The organism is Lactobacillus sp. W8093, from assembly GCF_016100925.1.
Classification (GTDB): Bacteria; Bacillota; Bacilli; order Lactobacillales; family Lactobacillaceae; genus Lactobacillus; species Lactobacillus helsingborgensis.
In genome coordinates, this window is the sequence record NZ_JACFRL010000002.1 from 88,483 (window position 1) to 106,257 (window position 17,775).

Below are 17,775 nucleotides of genomic sequence, written 5' to 3' on the forward strand. Positions count from 1 at the left end.
TCTTTAATCCTTCGCTTTCTGATTTTGATCTGAACTATTAACTTTCTTGTCAATTTTAGCACAGATAATTTCAGTTTTAGCGGGGGTAATTTTTTGCGGATCTAAAATCAACTTGCCAATTGCTGGAGCAGAAATCTTACCGGAAATTGGATTTTTTACACTGTCAATTTTAGTTGAAACAGTAGCATCAATATTAGAAACATATTCAAACGCTAAATCGGTGTGAATTAAACTGGTATTTTTCAGTTCCAGATGATCAATATAATTAAGTCCCTGATTGCTTTCAATTTTACAGTTGATAAACTTGATATTTTGCCCGTTCCAGGCCAAATATTCACCATCTATTAGCGAATCATACACAGTAACATTTTGACAGTTCCAAAAGGCATCTTTAGAAATAAAAGTAGAATGATGAACTTCAACATTTTTAGCGCCATCAAAGACGTAATTACCAACCACGCTAACATGATCAAGGTAGATATTCTGGCTATCTTTACCAAAATAATCACCATTAACTTGACTGTTCGTAATTCTAATATCTTTACAGCTCCACATTGTTTCTGCAGCGTTAGCAAAGTGAACATGATCCAAGCTTATCTTTTCTGATCTTCTAAATAGCTTCGGTGCCTGCAGAGCCGAATTTTTGATAGCAATGTTTTTGGTATACCAAATACCGCTACGAGCCATAGTTTCAAAAACAGTACTCTCTACAGTAACGTCATTGTCATACCATAATGGATATTTCCATTTGAAAACAGAGTCTTTAATATTGATTTTACTGGCTTCCTTAAGTGGCGATTCACCTTCGCCAAAAGTAATCCCTACCAGCTGCGAATCTTTTAGTCCAAAAAGAATTCTTTCGCCTTCAAAAAAATGATCTTTGATAATTTTCATTCTGATCTCTTTTCTTTTAAACCAAACACTGTTTTTTGCTAATAGCGGTCAACTATTAAAATTAAAGCTTCTTTTTCTATCAATTATCCACTGAATTGACTGCAACTTAAAATACTATTTTATTAGGTCTTTTAATTACAAATAGTTATACCAGTTTTAGTATTCATTAATAATTTTAAAATACTTTTCTTCAAAGTGATTAATAAAATTTATATACAAAATATTACTTGCACATGAGGATGTCAACGGACACCCTTTTTTTGCACATCAATGTATTTGCTTTTCAAATATGCCTTTTATGGGATTGGCATCCTTTTAACTCTAAGCAGAAAAAACTAGCAGGGTTATTCTTAAAAATGTCTAGTACAACGGACACATTCTTGGAAAGGCTTTCTCAAGTTCAAAATTATAATCAGTTCTAGGGGGTAGTAAGCAAATGCTAACAGACAATGAAGACAACATTATCAATTTTTTATTAAACAGCAACTCTTTTGTGACAGCTAAAGAAATTGCAAACCAGTTTTTGATGTCAACTAAAACCGTTTACCGCACAATTAAACATCTTAATTCCCTGACCCCCTCAGGCGAATTGATTAACAGTAAAAAAGGAAGGGGGTTCAAAATTAACTACGATAACTATTTAAAGGAAATGAACTATCAACAAGATTCCAACACTTTTACAGCAAAAGATCGTCAACAAGCTACTTTGACTAAATTGTTGATGATTGCACCCAGATCACTAAAATTATCTTCATTATTCAGCCAATATTATTTAAGTGAAACCAATATCAATGAAGACTTGAAATCAATTAGATCCCAATTAGCATCATATTCTCTAAATTTAGTAAGAAAAAATCATCAATTAAAAATAACTGGAAGTGAAACGAATATTCGTCATGCGTTACAGGATATATTGATTAAGCAAAATGTCTCCAATACTTCTTTATCCAAAAAAGGCGGTTTAAATTTCTATTCGCTGCAGTTCTGCATTAAGCAACTAAATTTTATTAATGAAAAACTAGACAGTGAAATTACTTATCCATACAACGTAAACATTATTTCTCACATTTATATTTTGATTACCAGATACCAAACACATGCAGTGGCCAAAAGTGTCTTAACCAAATTAAATAGCTATGATCAAATGATTATTAAAGAGAATAAGCAACTATACTCCATAGCGGCAGAAGTAATTAAGCATATTGAAAATTACTTGGACATGACTTTAGAACCTAATGAAATTTATTTTTTATTACAATATTTAATTTCTTCACGTCTAGATGTAATGGATAAAATTGAAAATTCTGCTTTTCAGTCTAATCTCGTCCAAAAAGTGACTAATTTTTATATCTCTAATGTGGTTGCCAAGTTAAATTTAGGAACAATTAATAATGATTTTAAAGCTGACCTAGCAAATCATATTCGACCAATGATAAATCGCTTATATAACAAAATAAGTTTGAATAATGCACTGCTGCCCGAAATAAAACGTGTGTATTTAAAATTGTTTAAAGTGATTGAACATACTTCGGATAAATTAACTAAAGAATTGGGGTTGCCTCCCATTTCTGCAGACGAAAGTGGATTCATTACGATTTATTTTGCTCGTTATTTAGAACAAAATCGTCAATATATTAGAGCTCTTGTTGTTTGTACAACTGGCGTAGCTACTGCACAACTGATAAAGGTTAAAATTCAAAGTTACTTTAACAATATCATTGTTGTTGCTGATGCTGCCAGCAGCAATGTTCAACAGCAAATTCACAAATACGCTCCCATTGAATTAATTATTTCAACGATTCCACTCAATAATACGTTTGAAATTCCAGTAGTTGTCGTAGGGGCATTATTAACCAATCAAGATAAAAAAAGAATAGAAGACAGTATTAAGCGAAATTATCATTTTCAGGGAAGTGAAAAGATGTTAAGTGAAGTTACTAATGAATCGTTAATTAGGCTCAATATTGAAGCTGTAAATTGGAAAGATGCAATTAGAAAGAGTGCTAATCCATTAGTAAAAAATGGTTATGCGACTGAGAATTACGTTAACGGTATGATCAAAACCACAGAAGAATCAGGACCATATATCGTTATCAGTAAAGGTGTGGCATTGCCACATGCCCGTCCCGAATTAGGTGCTAAAAAAATTGGGATAACGGTTACTACTTTAAAGACGCCAATTAAATTTGGCAATAAAAGCAATGATCCCGTTCAGTTCATCTTTGCTCTGTGCGCAGTTGATAATAAGTCACATTTAAAAGCGATGTCTGAGTTAGTAAATTTTATTAGTGATCAAAACTTTTTAAAAAGCCTAGTTAAAGAAACTAGGCCTGCTAATGTCTATACATTAATAAAGAAGTTTGAATCGAGGTATAGCGAAAATGAGTAAAAAATATTCTATTTTGGTAGCTTGTCGAACAGGAATGGGATCCTCAATGATGCTCAAAATCAAAATTAATCAGGTTGTACGAGAGAATAAATTTCCCTTCGAAGTCTCTCATGACGTAATCGACGCAGCAAAGGGGCTTGATCCTGACCTATTGGTAACGATGGAGGATTTAGTACCTGATGTTAAAGATGACGTCAGAAATATTATTGGGATAAAAGACATAATGGACAAGAATGAAATAAAAACGAAGTTGCAAAATTTTCTCGATCAACAAAATCCTGCATCTTAAAAAGGAGAGTGAATAATAATGAATGCCATTCTATCTCTATTGGTAGATTTATTAAGTACAGCTTCAATTATGATTGGACTGATATCTTTTATTGGTCTGGTCTTACAAAAAGAAAGTCCCACTAAAATTATCAATGGTACTTTGAAAACTATTGTTGGTTTTCTAGTTTTTACTATTGGTAGTTCTGCTGCAACAGTTGCTTTAAACGATTTTCAGGCACTATTTGCTAAAGGATTTCACCTTCAAGGGGTTTTACCATTAGCAGAAGCCGTTACCGCTCTAGCTCAACAGCGTTTTGGCACTGTGGTTGCATTGGTGATGACTTTAGGCTTTGTAGTCAACTTAATTGTTGCTAGATTAACGCCAATGAAATATATCTTCCTTACCGGACAACACAATTTGTATTTGGCAGCACTATCTACCATCATGCTTAAATCAGTAGGTTTGAGTAATCCCTATATAGTAGTAATTGGAGGAATAATAGTCGGCTTTATGTCCGCAGCAATGCCTGCAATCGCCCAGCCAGGAATGCGTAAAGTTACTGGCGGTGATGATATTGCATTAGCTCACTATGTATCAATTGGTTATGCCCTTTCCAGTTGGATCGGGGGGAAAGTGGGCAGTCCGAAAGAAAGTACAGAAAAATTGAAGTTACCAGGATGGCTTAGTATTTTCAAAGATTATGTCATTGGAGTTTCAATTACGATGGTCATTTTCTATTACATTGCTGCTTTATTCGCCGGCAAGGCACAAGTTGAGCAATTATCAAAAGGAGTTAATTGGCTAATTTATCCTTTATTACAAGGACTACAATTTGCTGCGGCTTTATACGTAATTATTACTGGGGTGAGATTACTTTTAGGCGAAATTGTTAATGCCTTCGTTGGTATCTCGGAAAAACTGATTCCTAATGCAAAACCAGCTTTAGATGTTCCCGTTGTTTTCCCTTATGCCCCAACAGCAACAGTTATTGGCTTCGTATCTGCTTATGCAGCGGGATTGTTGATGATGCTGGTATTTGCGGCTCTACATATGCCCGTAATCATTCCCGTTGCAGTGCCTTACTTTTTCATTGGTGCTACAGCCGGCGTTTTTGGCAATGCCACGGGCGGCTGGAAAGGCTGCGTTATTGGTTCTTTTATCGTAGGAATTTTAATCGCAGTAGGTCCATCCCTAGTATATCCAGTATTATCGTCAATTGGCTTAAAAGGAACTGCTTTTCCGGAAACAGATTTCAACGTCGTTGCCTTAATTATTAAATTTATTGGTCAAATAGTACACAGTATTTTTTAGCATTATTAAAGGAGTCAATATAAATGAATTCAGAATTAGACCAATTATCAGTTGATACAATTAGAAATCTAACTCTTGATGCGGTTCAAAAAGCTCATCATGGTCATTTAGGAATGCCTTTAGGAGCAGCTCCCTTAGGCTATACTTTATGGCGGTATTTTCTTAAGATTAATCCGGCAAACACAGAGTGGTTTGATCGTGACCGCTTTGTCTTGAGCGCTGGTCACGGATCAATGCTTTTATATTCACTACTGCATTTAGCAGGCTTCCCGCTTTCTATAGCAGATATTAAGCAGTTTCGTCAATTACACAGCCTGACCCCAGGCCATCCTGAATATGGCAAAACAGCAGGAGTCGATGCCAGCACTGGTCCACTAGGACAAGGATTTGCTATGGGAGTGGGAATGGCGATTGCGGAAGCTCATCTGGCGGACAGATTTAACAGACCTAATTTCCCTGTTATTAATCACTATACGTATGTAATTTCAGGCGATGGTGATTTTGAAGAAGGCGTTTGCCAAGAGGCAGCATCTCTTGCCGGTAATTTAGGTTTAAATAAACTAATAGTCTTATGGGATGCTAATAAAGTAACATCGGACGCCGATTTAACAGCTTCGAATACCGAAAATGAATTACAAAAATTTGCTGCTATGGGCTGGAATACACTGGAAGTTGCTGACGGCAATAATTGCCGTGAAATTTATAATGCTCTTAGCACAGCTAAGCGCTGTTCAGACAAACCAACTTTGATCAAGGTTAATACAATCATTGGTTATGGTTCGACCCTTCAAGGTACTAATGCTATCCATAGCGATCCTGTTTCAGAGCAAGAAGCAGAACATATGAAAGAGCAATTTGGCTTTACTGATAAAGAAGATTTTTATGTGCCCGAAGAAATAAAACAGTGGTTTTCCGCTGTTAAAGAAAGAGGAGCTAAAGCCGAACAAAATTGGCTTAGTTTAAAACAAAATTATTTAGAGCAGTTTCCGCAACTGGGTCAACAATTAGAACAAATTATGACTAATGAGCTTGCCCTACCTGATTTTACTAATATTAAAATCACAGGAGAATTAGCTACGAGAGCTGCTTCTGGTAAAGTTCTTAATGACATTTATCAGCAATACCCTATTCTAGTAGGTGGAAGTGGTGATTTAGGCACATCAAATAAAACCACAATTAACAATAAGTTTTTTATGTCTAAGCATCGTTATCAAGGTCCAAACATTTACTTTGGCATTAGGGAATTTTCTATGGCTGCAATTGCTAACGGAATAACACTGCATGGTGGGTTACGGGGCTATACTGGAACATTCTTAGTCTTTTCAGATTATATGAGAAGTGCTATCAGGCAAGCAGCAATTATGAATACACCTACAATTTTTGTTTTTACACATGATAGCCTTTATGTAGGGCAAGATGGACCTACTCATCAACCAGTTGAACAATTAATGTCGCTAAGAGCCATGCCTAATATTACAGTTTTTCGACCTGCAGATAATAATGAGGTTAAAACTGCTTGGCAATTAGCCCTAAAGTCTACCACAACCCCAACTGCAATTATTTTAAACCGTCAGCCGGTACCACAACTTGCTGGAAGTGACAGTATTAAAGCTGAAAAAGGTGCCTATATTATTTCCGAAGCTGCTAATAACAATCCTACTGGGATTATCATTGCAACAGGTTCAGAAGTAAGTTTAGCAATTGCCGCCCAAACTATTTTGGCAGATCAAGGGGTTTATGTGAGAGTTATTTCAATGCCATCATGGGAATTATTTAGCGAGCAAACTCCAGAATATCAAACTAAGATTTTGCCCGTTAATATTAAAAATAGGATGTCTATTGAATTGGGAGCTACATTGGGCTGGCAACAATATGTTGGTCTGAACGGCGTTCGCATGGGTTACGATCATTTCGGTGAATCAGCTCCAGCTTCTGACATTATTAAGATGATTGATTTCACTCCCCAACACGCAGCGCAATTGTACTTAAATTCTTTTCCAAAATAGATTAGGATTTAGAAATAATTTAAAGTAATAACAACTAAATACGCGTTTTTAACACCAGTTTAAAAACACGTATTTTTATTTATATTTTTGCCCTGTAAAAAACTACATTGGCGGCTTGCGGTAATTACGCTTACTCATTGCTTCTCTCTTGCCTTCTGCTTTGCGGCTCAATTTTTTGGCGGTTTTGGCATCAAGATAACTCTGCGTAGATTGACTTTCTTCCTGCAGCTGAAGAAATTGGTCATAAGACTTGCGCTCTAGCGTACCATTTTTGACGGCAGCTTTAACTGCACAACCCGGTTCGTCAATGTGCTTACAATTACGAAAATGACAATTTTGGGCCAATTGTACAATCTCAGGGAAGACCTGCGCCAAATCACTAGCGCCCACACCAACACTTTTTATCCCCGGGGTATCAATCAAAACAAAGTCACCCTGTTCAATCAAAATTAGCCGCGAACTAGATGTGGTATGACGTCCCTTATCTGTTTTGCCACTAATATGACTAGTTGCCATTACCTCTTTTTGAGCAACAGCATTTACTAGGGTTGATTTGCCCACTCCAGAATTGCCATAAAAAGAAACTGTTTGTCCTGGTAAAATACTGGCTCTCAATCCTTCGATTCCCTCTGTTGTCACACTCGAAGTAGCAAAGACAGCAATATCAAACTCATCTGCAAGTTGTGCAGCTATCTCTGCGCTTTCCGGGTTGAGATCTGATTTTGTTAAAACTAGGGAAGTTTGATACTCATCATCTTTTTGAAAAGCATACAAATAACGCTTAATACGGCTACTTTTAAAATTCTTATTCATGGAAATACAAATAAATAATTGGTCTATATTGCTGGCAGCATCTTTTTCCTGAACATGATACCCTTCACCCGTTAACCTGCCTAATGTACTGTATCGTGGCAAACGCTGATTAATTAAGTCAAAATCAGCTTGGGGTTCTAAGGCTACCCAGTCGCCTACTAAAAATTGTTCGGTTCTATTTTTAGGAATAGCATTTATTTCAGCGCCGTTTAAATGCATAACTTTATACATCCCTGCGGAATTCAGCGATATACGTCCTAAAGTTACATTATCATCAACTTGTTCATGTTGTTTATACGTGGTTAATCCTAATTCCATAGTTATCTCCTAATAGCAATGGTTAAAATTATTAATCAACTTTTTATCATTTTCTCACTATTCAACCTAACTCGCAATTAGGTTTTTAACAGAAAAAAACGAGACCTCAGCCTCGTTTTTTGTTCCCGAATTTCCAACTTATTCTAATGTTTGGACCCAGCCATCTGGCCCTTTCTTATTACCATATTGAATATCAACTAGTTCATTATAAAGCTTAGTAGTAATCGGACCCGTTTCTGTTTCACTGTAAATAACGTGCTTTTTACCTTTATAAGTAATTGAGCCCACAGGAGAAATTACCGCAGCTGTCCCCATCGCACCAGCTTCTTTCATGTTAAAGGCTTCTTCTAAAGTAATTTGCCGTTCAACCGGGTCTAGTCCTTGCCACTTAGCGACTTCCAAAAGTGAGCGCTTAGTAATCGAAACCAAAATTGATTTTGACTTCGGTGTGACAAATTGACCTTCTTGGGTAATACCATAAAAATTGGCACCACCAAATTCATCAACATATTTATGTTCACGTGGATCAAGGTACAAGCAATCGGCATAACCATTTTGATGCGCATCAACAGCTGGAAGCAGGCTGCTGGCGTAGTTACCTGATGTCTTTGCTCGACCCGTACCGGCATAAGCGGCACGATCATAATCACTAACAATGTAATCTGCAGGGTTCAATCCTTTAATATATGCACCAACGGGAACCGCAAAAATGCGGAAAGTATATTCATCGGCTTTTTCAACGCCCAAAACTTTAGAAGTTCCCACCATAAGTGGTCTTACATACAGAGTTGCGCCGCTATCATAAGGCGGCACAAATTCTTTATTTGCTAAAACCACTTGTTTCACTGCGTCAACAAACCTATCTTCTGGAAATGGCGGCATGGCTAAACGCTTTGCTGAAAGAGCAAAACGATGGGCATTTTCATCAGGTCTGAAAAGATTAATCTTACCGTCTTTTCGCCGATACGCTTTTAATCCTTCAAAAATTTCTTGACCATAGTGCAGTATTTCCGCACCCTCAGAAAAAGTCATGGTTGAATCTTCAGTCAGTTTACCTTCCTGCCATTCACCATTTTGATACTTAGCCTCATAACGATAAGGCAGATCACGATATTTAAATCCCAGATTCTTCCAATCCAGGTCTTCTAATCGTTGTTTCATTTGAATTGTCCCCTATATACAAAAAACACAAAGCTGAAAATCTTTCAGCTTTTTAATATTAATTTAATTGCTAACTAATTTAAACCAAATTTTCACTGCTGTCAATAGCTTTACCCGTTCTTTTTTTATATTACCATTATTCTATTTTTATATTGATTAACTGCTGTTTCACGTGAAATAATATCAACCAAAAAAAAGGGTCATCCCTTTACGAGATGATCCCTTTTTAAAATTAGTCTTGTTTTACTTTAGCTTTAGTTTCAGTTTTTGGTTCTGGTTTTTCGGCAATATCCAAAATAGCAGCATCATTTAAGTAAACATGCTTGTTATCAGCTGTAAACTTAACTTCTTTAGTGTCAGGCTCCTTCATTAATAATTTAGCAATCGGTGTCTCCAAGTCTTGCTCAACTACTCTGCGTAAAGGTCTTGCACCAAATTTCTTATCATAACCTTTTTCAGCCAGATAAGCTTTAGCCTCATCAGATACTTCAACTTTCACATTCTTTTTAGCTAAAACATGTGCCATCTTCTTTAAGTAAATATCAATGATCTTATTCATATCATCTTTAGTTAATGAATTAAACGGCACGATCGCATCAAGCCTATTCAAAAATTCAGGTCTGAAGTATGCTTCCAGAGCTTTAATCAGCTTATCATGATCAACTTTGCCGTCTTTTAATAATTGGTCAGAATAACCAGCATTAGAAGTCATGATTAAAATTGTATCCTTAAAGGAAACAGTCCTACCTTGAGCATCAGTCAAACGACCATCGTCCATAATCTGAAGCAAGGCATTAAATACTTGTGGATTGGCTTTTTCAATTTCATCGAACAAAATTAAGCTGTATGGTTGGTGACGAACTTTTTCAGTCAATTGACCGCCCTCACCATAGCCAACGTAACCTGGGGCAGAGCCAATCAGTTTATTAACAGCCATCTGATCTTGATATTCAGACATATCAAGTCTAATAAGATGATTTTCACCACCAAATAGTTGGATGGCCAATTGTTTAGCTAATTCTGTCTTACCTACACCGGTAGGACCAGTTAATAAGAATGTGCCAGTAGGACGATCATTGTCTTTGAAAACTTGTTTACGGGCAATTGCATCAGTAATGACATCAACCGCATTATCCTGATCAATAACCACTTTCTTTAATTTCTGAGCCAAATCAAGGTTCTTTTGTCCTTCACTTGCGTGCAGTTCACTCATTGGAATTTTGGTCTTGGCTTCAATCAAAGCATAGATATCCTCATCGGTGACATGCGGCGTTGCTTTCTCATCTACATGATTAGCTTTGTCGCGTAAGTCTTCAATCTGCTTCTTCAGCTCGCTTGCTCTACTGTAATCTTCTTTTTTGGCAGCAGCTTCTTTTTCACTTTCCAGCTTTTTAATCCGCTTCTTTAAAGTTGCTTCATCATCAGGAATAGTGTCGAGACCCTTTTTGGCACCTGCTTCATCCATTAAATCAATGGCTTTATCAGGTAAATAACGTCCCTGAATGTAGCGCTGTGATAATTCAACCGCCAGCTTTAAAGCACTGTCATTGTATTTTACATGATGGAAAGCTTCATACTTATCTTTTAAACCCTCCAAAATTTTGACAGTCACTGCAGCAGATGGCTCAGGAACTTGCACTGGTTGGAATCTACGTGCCAGTGCCGCATCATTTTCAATTCTCCGGTATTCACTCGTGGTCGTTGCGCCTATTAAGTTCAAATCACCACTAGCTAAAGCCGGCTTCAAAATATTAGCGGCATCACCGTTATTGTTTTCAGAATCCGTAGAACCTGCCCCAACTATATTGTGCAATTCATCAATGAATAAGATAATATTGGGGTTCTTCTTAGCTTCATCAATTACTTTTTTAAGACGTTCCTCAAAACTACCACGGAGACTAGATCCGGCAACCATATCATTAATGTTGATTGCAATAATATGCTTATCCTTCATTTTATCTGGCACATCGCCTGCAGCAATTTTTTGTGCCAAGCCTTCAACTATAGCAGTTTTACCAACACCAGCCGGTCCCACTAAGACCGGGTTGTTCTTTTTACGCCGACTCAAAATTTCAATTACTTCCTGAATCTGTTCGTCACGACCAATAACAGGATCGTATTTATTCTTTTTAGCCTGTTCAACTAGGTCAACGCCAATTGGTTTTTGACCTTGCTTTTGTCCGCCTTGTGCATTTTGTTGAAAATCCTGGGGAGAAATGTTCATGCTACTAGAATAGTGAATAGGAATAGCCCCGCCGTTATCATTAGTATTGTTAAAGAAAGAATTGTTTAATTCATTAAATAAATCGTCAAAATCGTTATCAAAATATGCCATATGTAAACACCCCTTTGATAGGTTATAAATTTGTAATTAGCACTCGGTAAGTTCGACTGCTAACTGCTTACATATTATATTATAGCAGGTTATCCACAGAAAGCAACTTTTTTACTCGTTTTTTCCACAATTATTGCTTATTTTTCCACAGCAACCAAAAAAGCCTGATATAGCAGCACTTAATTTGTACTATCAGGCTCTGGTTAAGATTATTTTTGATATAATTTAAATTGTTTTCTTAGATATTTACCGGTTAAACTAGCAGATTTTTGTGAGATATCCACAGGAGTACCGCTTGCTACAATTTTTCCTCCTTGAAGTCCACCTCTTGGTCCCATATCAATCATATAATCACTGTTAGCCATAATATCTAAATCGTGGGTAATAGTGATAATCGTTCCTTTTTGATCAAGTAATTTCTGAAATACTTTTAACAGCGTTCTGACATCCTGTGGATGTAACCCAACTGTAGGCTCATCAAAAACAAACAGAGTGCCCTTTTGTCTTTGATGAATATGACTAGTTAATTTCAAGCGCTGCGCCTCTCCACCCGATAAAGCTGGAGTTGATTCTCCTAAATGAAGATAGCCCAAGCCCATGTCATGCAAGGTACGAATAGTTTTGTTAATTTTAGGTTCTTCTTCAAAAAGTCCTTCTTTTAATGCATCATCAACTGAATAATCCAATACATCCGCAATATTTAGATTATGCCATTTTACTTTTAAAACTTCTTTGTTAAAACGATGCCCTCCACATACTGAACAAGTTTCAACCATATCTGGCAAATATTGTATATCAAGTGAAATCACTCCCGTACCATTACATGCCGGACATGCACCTTCTTTATTATTGTAGGAAAAATGAGCAGCAGTATATCTTAATTTTTTTGCTAATGGTTGTTTAGCAAACAGTCTGCGCAAATTATCCATAATGTCAGTATAAGTTGCAACAGTTGATCGTTGATTTTTGCCCACAGGTGAAGAATCAACACTAACAATATTTTTAATACCAGGATTTACTAAATTTTTTACCCATTCTGGTCCATGATTATTTTGTGCCTTAAGGGCAGGGATAAGAGAATCAAGTATCAAAGTTGTTTTACCAGCACCAGAAAAACCGGTTACTGACGTTAAGCGGTTAATAGGAATCTGAGCATGAATATTTTGTAAATTAAATCGATCCGTTACAGTAAATTCTACTTTACCCTGATCAAAAATATGATCTGCATCCGCTCTTTGACGAACAAGTAGGGCTGCTTTTCCTGTTAAATATGGACCAATTAGTGATTTATCATTATGCTTTATATCTTGAGGTATTCCCTGGGTAATAATTTCTCCACCTTGACTTCCAGACCCTGGACCAATTTCAATTACCCAGTCAGCTGCATTGATAATGGCAGTTTCATGGTCAACCACAACCAGAGAATTTCCTTGATTAACCAATTCATGAAAAACTTCAATTAGTCCCGCCACATTGTCAGGATGTAGTCCCACCGATGGTTCATCTAAAACATACAACACACCTGTTGTTTCTGTGCGCAAAGTTCGCCCCAGCTGGATTCTTTGAAGCTCACCTGTGGACAAACTGCTGGCTTGACGATCTAAACTCAAGTAGTCCAGTCCTAATTTTAATAGCGGCCTCACTTGGTGCATTAACTCGTCAATTAAATTTTTAGCTAGATCATACATATTTTGCGGCAGCGCTGCTAAAATTTCTTTCATATAATGACCTAATTGACCCAGAGTCAATTGTTCAGCTGCTACAATATTTTTACCGGCAACCAGTTGTTGCCACCTGTTAGGATCAATACGATAGCCATGACAACGTGGACAAGTGCTAAATTTATAAAAAGAGTTTATTCTTTGCAATCCTCGCTCCGACTTGGTGGTTTTGCGTGAGTTTGCTACAGCATTATAAGCATTTTCGTATAGTGCATCTAAGTGATAGACCCTACCCGTTGAAGTCGGCAGGTCAATCGGTACCTTGCGCTCTTTTCCATGCAGCACAATTTCTTTTTCTTGGGCGTTCAATTTTTTATACGGTATATCTGTGCGCACTCCCAATTCCCGCGCAATCCGCCACATCCAATTACGACCTGGTATTTGCCAAGTAGCAACTGCCCCTTTTTCAAGAGACAAATTTTCATCAGCAATAATTTTACTGTCGTCAATTTGCTCAACAGTTCCCAGTCCCTGACACTTTTGACAGGCACCATCCGAATTAAAGGCGAAATCCTCTGCACTATAAGCATAAAATTGCACGCCACATGTTGGGCAAGTCAGCCGGCCCATTGCATCTCCGGTTAAATCCATTGCCTCAGCAATTTTAATAGTCGGTGGAACCCTGTGGCCGTTGGGACAAACCGGTGAACCTAAACGCGAAAAAATTAGACGTAAAATATTAAAGACTTCGGTGACAGTACCTACCGTTGAACGTACACCTGGAATGGCCGGGCGTTGGCGCAAAGCCAAAGCCGAGGGAATGTGTTTTACTTCATCAACTTGTGCACGTCCAACTTGACTGATACGTCTCTTAGTGTATGCTGCTAAAGAATCAAGGTAGCGTCTTGCTCCTTCAGAATACAAAATGCCCATCGCTAAGCTTGATTTACCAGAACCACTTAAGCCCGATATAGCTACAAATTTATGTAAGGGAATATCAACGTTAATATTTTTCAGATTATTAACTCTGCCACCAATTACTTCAATATGTGTGGGCTGTTTGTGATACTTCATCAATGATTTTCCTTTCTTTTATTTGGTTTTAAAGGTCTTTCTGGTTTCTTTAATAGATACTGGCGAATAGCCTGAATAACTTGTTTGTTTTGAGGCAGATCTGAGTGATCTGCTTTTTCACCAGTTACTGTTATGGCTGTATAATTCTTAACTTGATTTTGAAAAATGAATTTTCCTGCTGCCACACTCGTTTCAGGGACAATGCCGTCTGATTCATAATTTTTTCCTCCTGAAAGAGAATAGACTTTCAAATACGTAGGCAATTTAGACCGGTTTTTAATAAAATCTGCCAGCATTTGGGTACGGTTATTAATATTACTTTCGTTAAAATTATACGGCGTACCAAGCGTCATTAATTTTTTTATTTTGATATCGCCGGAATATTCAGCATAATAGTGTTCCAGCCAATATGTCCAAATTAATCCGCCATTAGAATGGCCAAATGCCTTGAAATTGTTAAATTTATAATTTTGCGCTAGTGACTTAAATGCTGCATTTAACCATTTCGCCTGCTTCTTAATATTAGTATAACCATCCCTATTATTGTCAAATCCGATAATAATTAATGGCTCCAAGTCATTTTTACCAATAGCACCGCTATATGTCAATTTTGCTTCACGTGAAACTGTAATTTTGATTACGCTGTGTCTTTTAAAAGTGGTTTTATTCAGCTCATCAATTAACTGGTTAAAGCGCTCAGTTGTAGCACTGGAACCCGGTACCATGATTACTGGCGAAAGAAGGGATTTACTACGTTCTGCTCTTGCATTATTATCTTTTCTCATCCAAAAGAAACTGGGAATAGACAACACAGTTAACATAATTACTACCAATACCAGCCATTTATAATTGGTCTTTTTGTTCATTTTGCCTACCCTTTCTTTTGGTTATTTATCCTTGTTACCATTTTTTCATTAAAAATAACCACAGGTAACAATAAAACTATATCCAGCAAAAATAATAGTATTGTAAAAATTAGCGCTGCCCAATTGCCGTTTGTACCGAAAAATGAAACTAATAATCCTGGAGTTCCCTTTAAAATCTGGTAAACGCATACTGGAATAACATGTAAGCTAATTGCTGCTGCAGCTAGCGTCATGTTAATAAGCGGAATCACTATGCTAGGAATCAGGAACACAGGATTTAAAATCAGTGGTAAACCAATATTAAAGCCTAAAGTAGAACCAAAAGTTGCAGGCAACAAATTAACTTTGGCATTGACTTCATTTTCTCTATTACTCCTTATTAGCAGCATTAGTACTATGATGGCTAAAACTACGCTGGCTCCACCCATAGTGCCGTAAGTATTAATAAGAGAACTGCCCAAAAATTTGTAAGGAACATTCCAAGAATTACCATGCCTTAACGTGTAAGTCAGGTTTTCAGCAGTATAAGCATTATTGACTGTTCCTGACAAAGAATGCAACGGGAAGCCTATACCCAGCCAATCTAAGAATGTAATTGCAACCGAAAGGACTAAAACTTCAGCAAAATTATTAGTAGTTTGCATGCGACTGACAATTTCGTTAAAGCTGGCAGAATTAAGTAATTTCAATTGTAATTCATAAATAATAATACCTAATAAAATGCCCGCCAAAAGTGAAACAAAACTCGGTAGAGCTGCAGCCCCCGCCCTTTTTTGTAAAACTTTTGTGCCCTCATCTTTTACATAAGAATAATTTTTGCCTAACAAATGAAAAACTTGCCCCACACAGTAACCCACAATTAATGCAATAAATAGCGCATTAACTTGTAATAAACTTGCTGTAAACGGCATGCGGGCGTCACGACCGCTACTAGAAGCATAGGAACAAAAAAGCATAATTGATACAGCAGTTAAACCAGCCATTGTAGAGTCTTTATGATAAAGGCGGGCAGTATATCGTGCCATAAAATAGCTGGCGTAAACGCCAAAAACACCAAAGGTAATCTCGACCATGCCCCGACAAACAAAAGAACCAGCATACCATATATGGTCTGACAATATTTTATCTAAGCTAAAAATGTTATAAATTAACCCATTAGGTGTAAAGACTAGATCATTGAGGACTTTAAAGTATGAACCAACCACAGCAATTGGCATTAGCATCGCCATCGTGTGTCGTGCCGCACGGAAAAAAGAGTATTCTTGTATGCGCACTAAGATATTAAAAGTAAATTCTTTCATTTTGCAGAACCTTATCTTGATTATTTTATTTAAAAGAAAATAATACTCTAATTTTTTAGTACTAGCTATTTTTATACAGTCCTTTTTCGTTTTTAAATATTTAATGTTGTAAAAATGTTATAATGAAATTGAATTCTAGAAGGCGATAAAATGAGCAGAAAAAAAATCGAACTAAATGAAAAAGTAGCAAAATTGACGGCAAAGTATATGGAAGTCACCGATACTGATTTTAATGATCTGATTAACGAGGCACTTAAAATGTATCTTTTTGATCGCTTGAATTCCAGCCAGATTAAAGATGCACTTAAAAAGTCTGATGATACAAGTTCTGAATATACCGGCAGATTATTTAGAGAGCGTATTGACGACTTAAATCGCTTTGAATAAATACTACTATGCAAATAAAAAGAGTGAGATTTTTTTAATAATCTCACTCTTTTTATTTATTATTGCTGATTACTTTTTCAAAAACTGATCACCAGCTAAATTACGGTAAAAGTTGGCTTTTGTCGTCTGTTCATATGGCAATAGCCAGATATAACCAATGCCGAAAGTAATAACGGAAAGAATGTACCAGCCAATAAAGCTTAAGTTCAACACAAATAATTCCCATTTATGCCCATCCATCAATTGCCGACTTGCTGTTATGGCAGTGGTTGCATGCACTTTTTGTCCACTTTCCACTAAATCATTAACTATATACGGTGTCATGGCGTAGGAATAAGATTTTATCAGACCAGGAATTACCAGCAACAAGGACCATAAAAATTGAAAAATATAGCTTAACAGAAAGTTCAGAAACTCGGGCACAAAACGACTATCCATAAAAACAGAAAAAATGCTCTTGAAAAAGCCCATCCTTTCCCCACGGGTAAAGTGCAAGAACGTCACCACTAAACTCAATAGGAAAAAGCTGCCGAGAAAGTTTACTCCTGTGTTAATACCTAATTGTCCAGCCCAAACTCCGGGCTTAAATACTGAATCAAGCGAACCGCTACCCATAGCGTCATTCATATTATTCATAGTTCTTACAGTGGTATCAAACACGGGTTTACCAAAAAAGATACCAACGAACACAGTCATTACTATACCAACAGAAATTGCCCAGCCCCAATTATGCCGTAACTGGTTTTTGGCTTCTGCTTTTAATTCTGCTCTAGTCATAACCTATCTCCTTACCTAATATATATTAATTTTATTTTACACTTCATTAGTAATATTTAGCAAAAAATATACCAAAAAGCATAGATTTATCAGTATTTAATCTATGCTAATACTATGCCTGTATTGATTTAATACCCACATTATAAAAACTGATTTTTATTCATTATCTTTATCTATATGCTTTTTATGCTGGTTGCTTTAAGCTAACGAG

At 36.6% G+C, this 17,775-nt stretch carries 13 protein-coding genes; 5 read left to right on the forward strand and 8 right to left on the reverse strand.

From position 1 onward, the window contains the following. Positions 1–3: 3 nt before the first annotated feature. Positions 4–894 (reverse strand): DUF3737 family protein, encoded by an 891-nt coding sequence (locus H3T47_RS01720; protein WP_199282340.1) that lies wholly within the window; start codon positions 892–894, stop codon positions 4–6. A 436-nt stretch (positions 895–1,330) separates the two neighbouring features. Between H3T47_RS01720 and H3T47_RS01725 the strand changes: the two genes are divergently transcribed. The 4 genes from H3T47_RS01725 to tkt are packed head-to-tail and all read left to right on the forward strand — an operon-like array spanning position 1,331 to position 6,871. Continuing rightward, positions 1,331–3,283 (forward strand): BglG family transcription antiterminator, encoded by a 1,953-nt coding sequence (locus tag H3T47_RS01725; RefSeq protein WP_199282341.1) that lies wholly within the window; start codon positions 1,331–1,333, stop codon positions 3,281–3,283. Beyond that, positions 3,276–3,572: a PTS sugar transporter subunit IIB gene (locus H3T47_RS01730; protein WP_038524710.1), complete on the forward strand. Its 297-nt coding sequence runs from the start codon at positions 3,276–3,278 to the stop codon at positions 3,570–3,572. The genes H3T47_RS01725 and H3T47_RS01730 overlap by 8 nt, the downstream gene beginning before the upstream one ends. 18 nt (positions 3,573–3,590) lie before the next feature. After that, on the forward strand, positions 3,591–4,865 hold the full coding sequence (locus H3T47_RS01735; protein WP_038524712.1) for a PTS ascorbate transporter subunit IIC: 1,275 nt from the start codon (positions 3,591–3,593) through the stop codon (positions 4,863–4,865). Positions 4,866–4,888: 23 nt separating this feature from the next. Next, complete coding sequence (gene tkt, locus H3T47_RS01740; RefSeq protein WP_199282342.1) at positions 4,889–6,871, forward strand: transketolase; 1,983 nt, start codon at positions 4,889–4,891, stop codon at positions 6,869–6,871. 102 nt (positions 6,872–6,973) lie between these two features. On the opposite strand, the gene rsgA is transcribed toward tkt, so the two are convergent. The 6 genes from rsgA to H3T47_RS01770 all read right to left on the reverse strand — a co-directional run bounded on the left by rsgA (position 6,974) and on the right by H3T47_RS01770 (position 16,400). Then, on the reverse strand, positions 6,974–8,002 hold the full coding sequence (gene rsgA / locus H3T47_RS01745) for a ribosome small subunit-dependent GTPase A (protein ID WP_199282343.1): 1,029 nt from the start codon (positions 8,000–8,002) through the stop codon (positions 6,974–6,976). A gap of 138 nt (positions 8,003–8,140) precedes the next feature. Beyond that, a complete protein-coding gene (locus H3T47_RS01750; protein ID WP_199282344.1) occupies positions 8,141–9,163 on the reverse strand; it encodes a branched-chain amino acid aminotransferase in 1,023 nt (340 codons plus the stop codon). A gap of 232 nt (positions 9,164–9,395) precedes the next feature. After that, on the reverse strand, positions 9,396–11,498 hold the full coding sequence (locus tag H3T47_RS01755; protein WP_199282345.1) for an ATP-dependent Clp protease ATP-binding subunit: 2,103 nt from the start codon (positions 11,496–11,498) through the stop codon (positions 9,396–9,398). Positions 11,499–11,707: 209 nt separating this feature from the next. Continuing rightward, the gene (locus tag H3T47_RS01760; protein WP_199282346.1) at positions 11,708–14,233 is read right to left on the reverse strand and encodes an AAA family ATPase; all 2,526 of its coding nucleotides are present in this window, start codon (positions 14,231–14,233) and stop codon (positions 11,708–11,710) included. Next, positions 14,233–15,099, reverse strand: a complete 867-nt coding sequence (locus tag H3T47_RS01765) for an alpha/beta hydrolase (protein WP_199282347.1) — start codon at positions 15,097–15,099, stop codon at positions 14,233–14,235. The genes H3T47_RS01760 and H3T47_RS01765 overlap by 1 nt, the downstream gene beginning before the upstream one ends. 5 nt (positions 15,100–15,104) lie before the next feature. Beyond that, positions 15,105–16,400 (reverse strand): PTS sugar transporter subunit IIC, encoded by a 1,296-nt coding sequence (locus H3T47_RS01770; RefSeq protein WP_199282348.1) that lies wholly within the window; start codon positions 16,398–16,400, stop codon positions 15,105–15,107. 150 nt (positions 16,401–16,550) lie between these two features. Between H3T47_RS01770 and H3T47_RS01775 the strand changes: the two genes are divergently transcribed. Beyond that, positions 16,551–16,787: a hypothetical protein gene (locus H3T47_RS01775; protein WP_046327815.1), complete on the forward strand. Its 237-nt coding sequence runs from the start codon at positions 16,551–16,553 to the stop codon at positions 16,785–16,787. Positions 16,788–16,856: 69 nt separating this feature from the next. Here the strand turns inward: H3T47_RS01775 and H3T47_RS01780 are convergent, their stop codons facing one another. After that, positions 16,857–17,564: a DUF975 family protein gene (locus H3T47_RS01780; RefSeq protein ID WP_199282349.1), complete on the reverse strand. Its 708-nt coding sequence runs from the start codon at positions 17,562–17,564 to the stop codon at positions 16,857–16,859. Positions 17,565–17,775 lie beyond the last annotated feature (211 nt).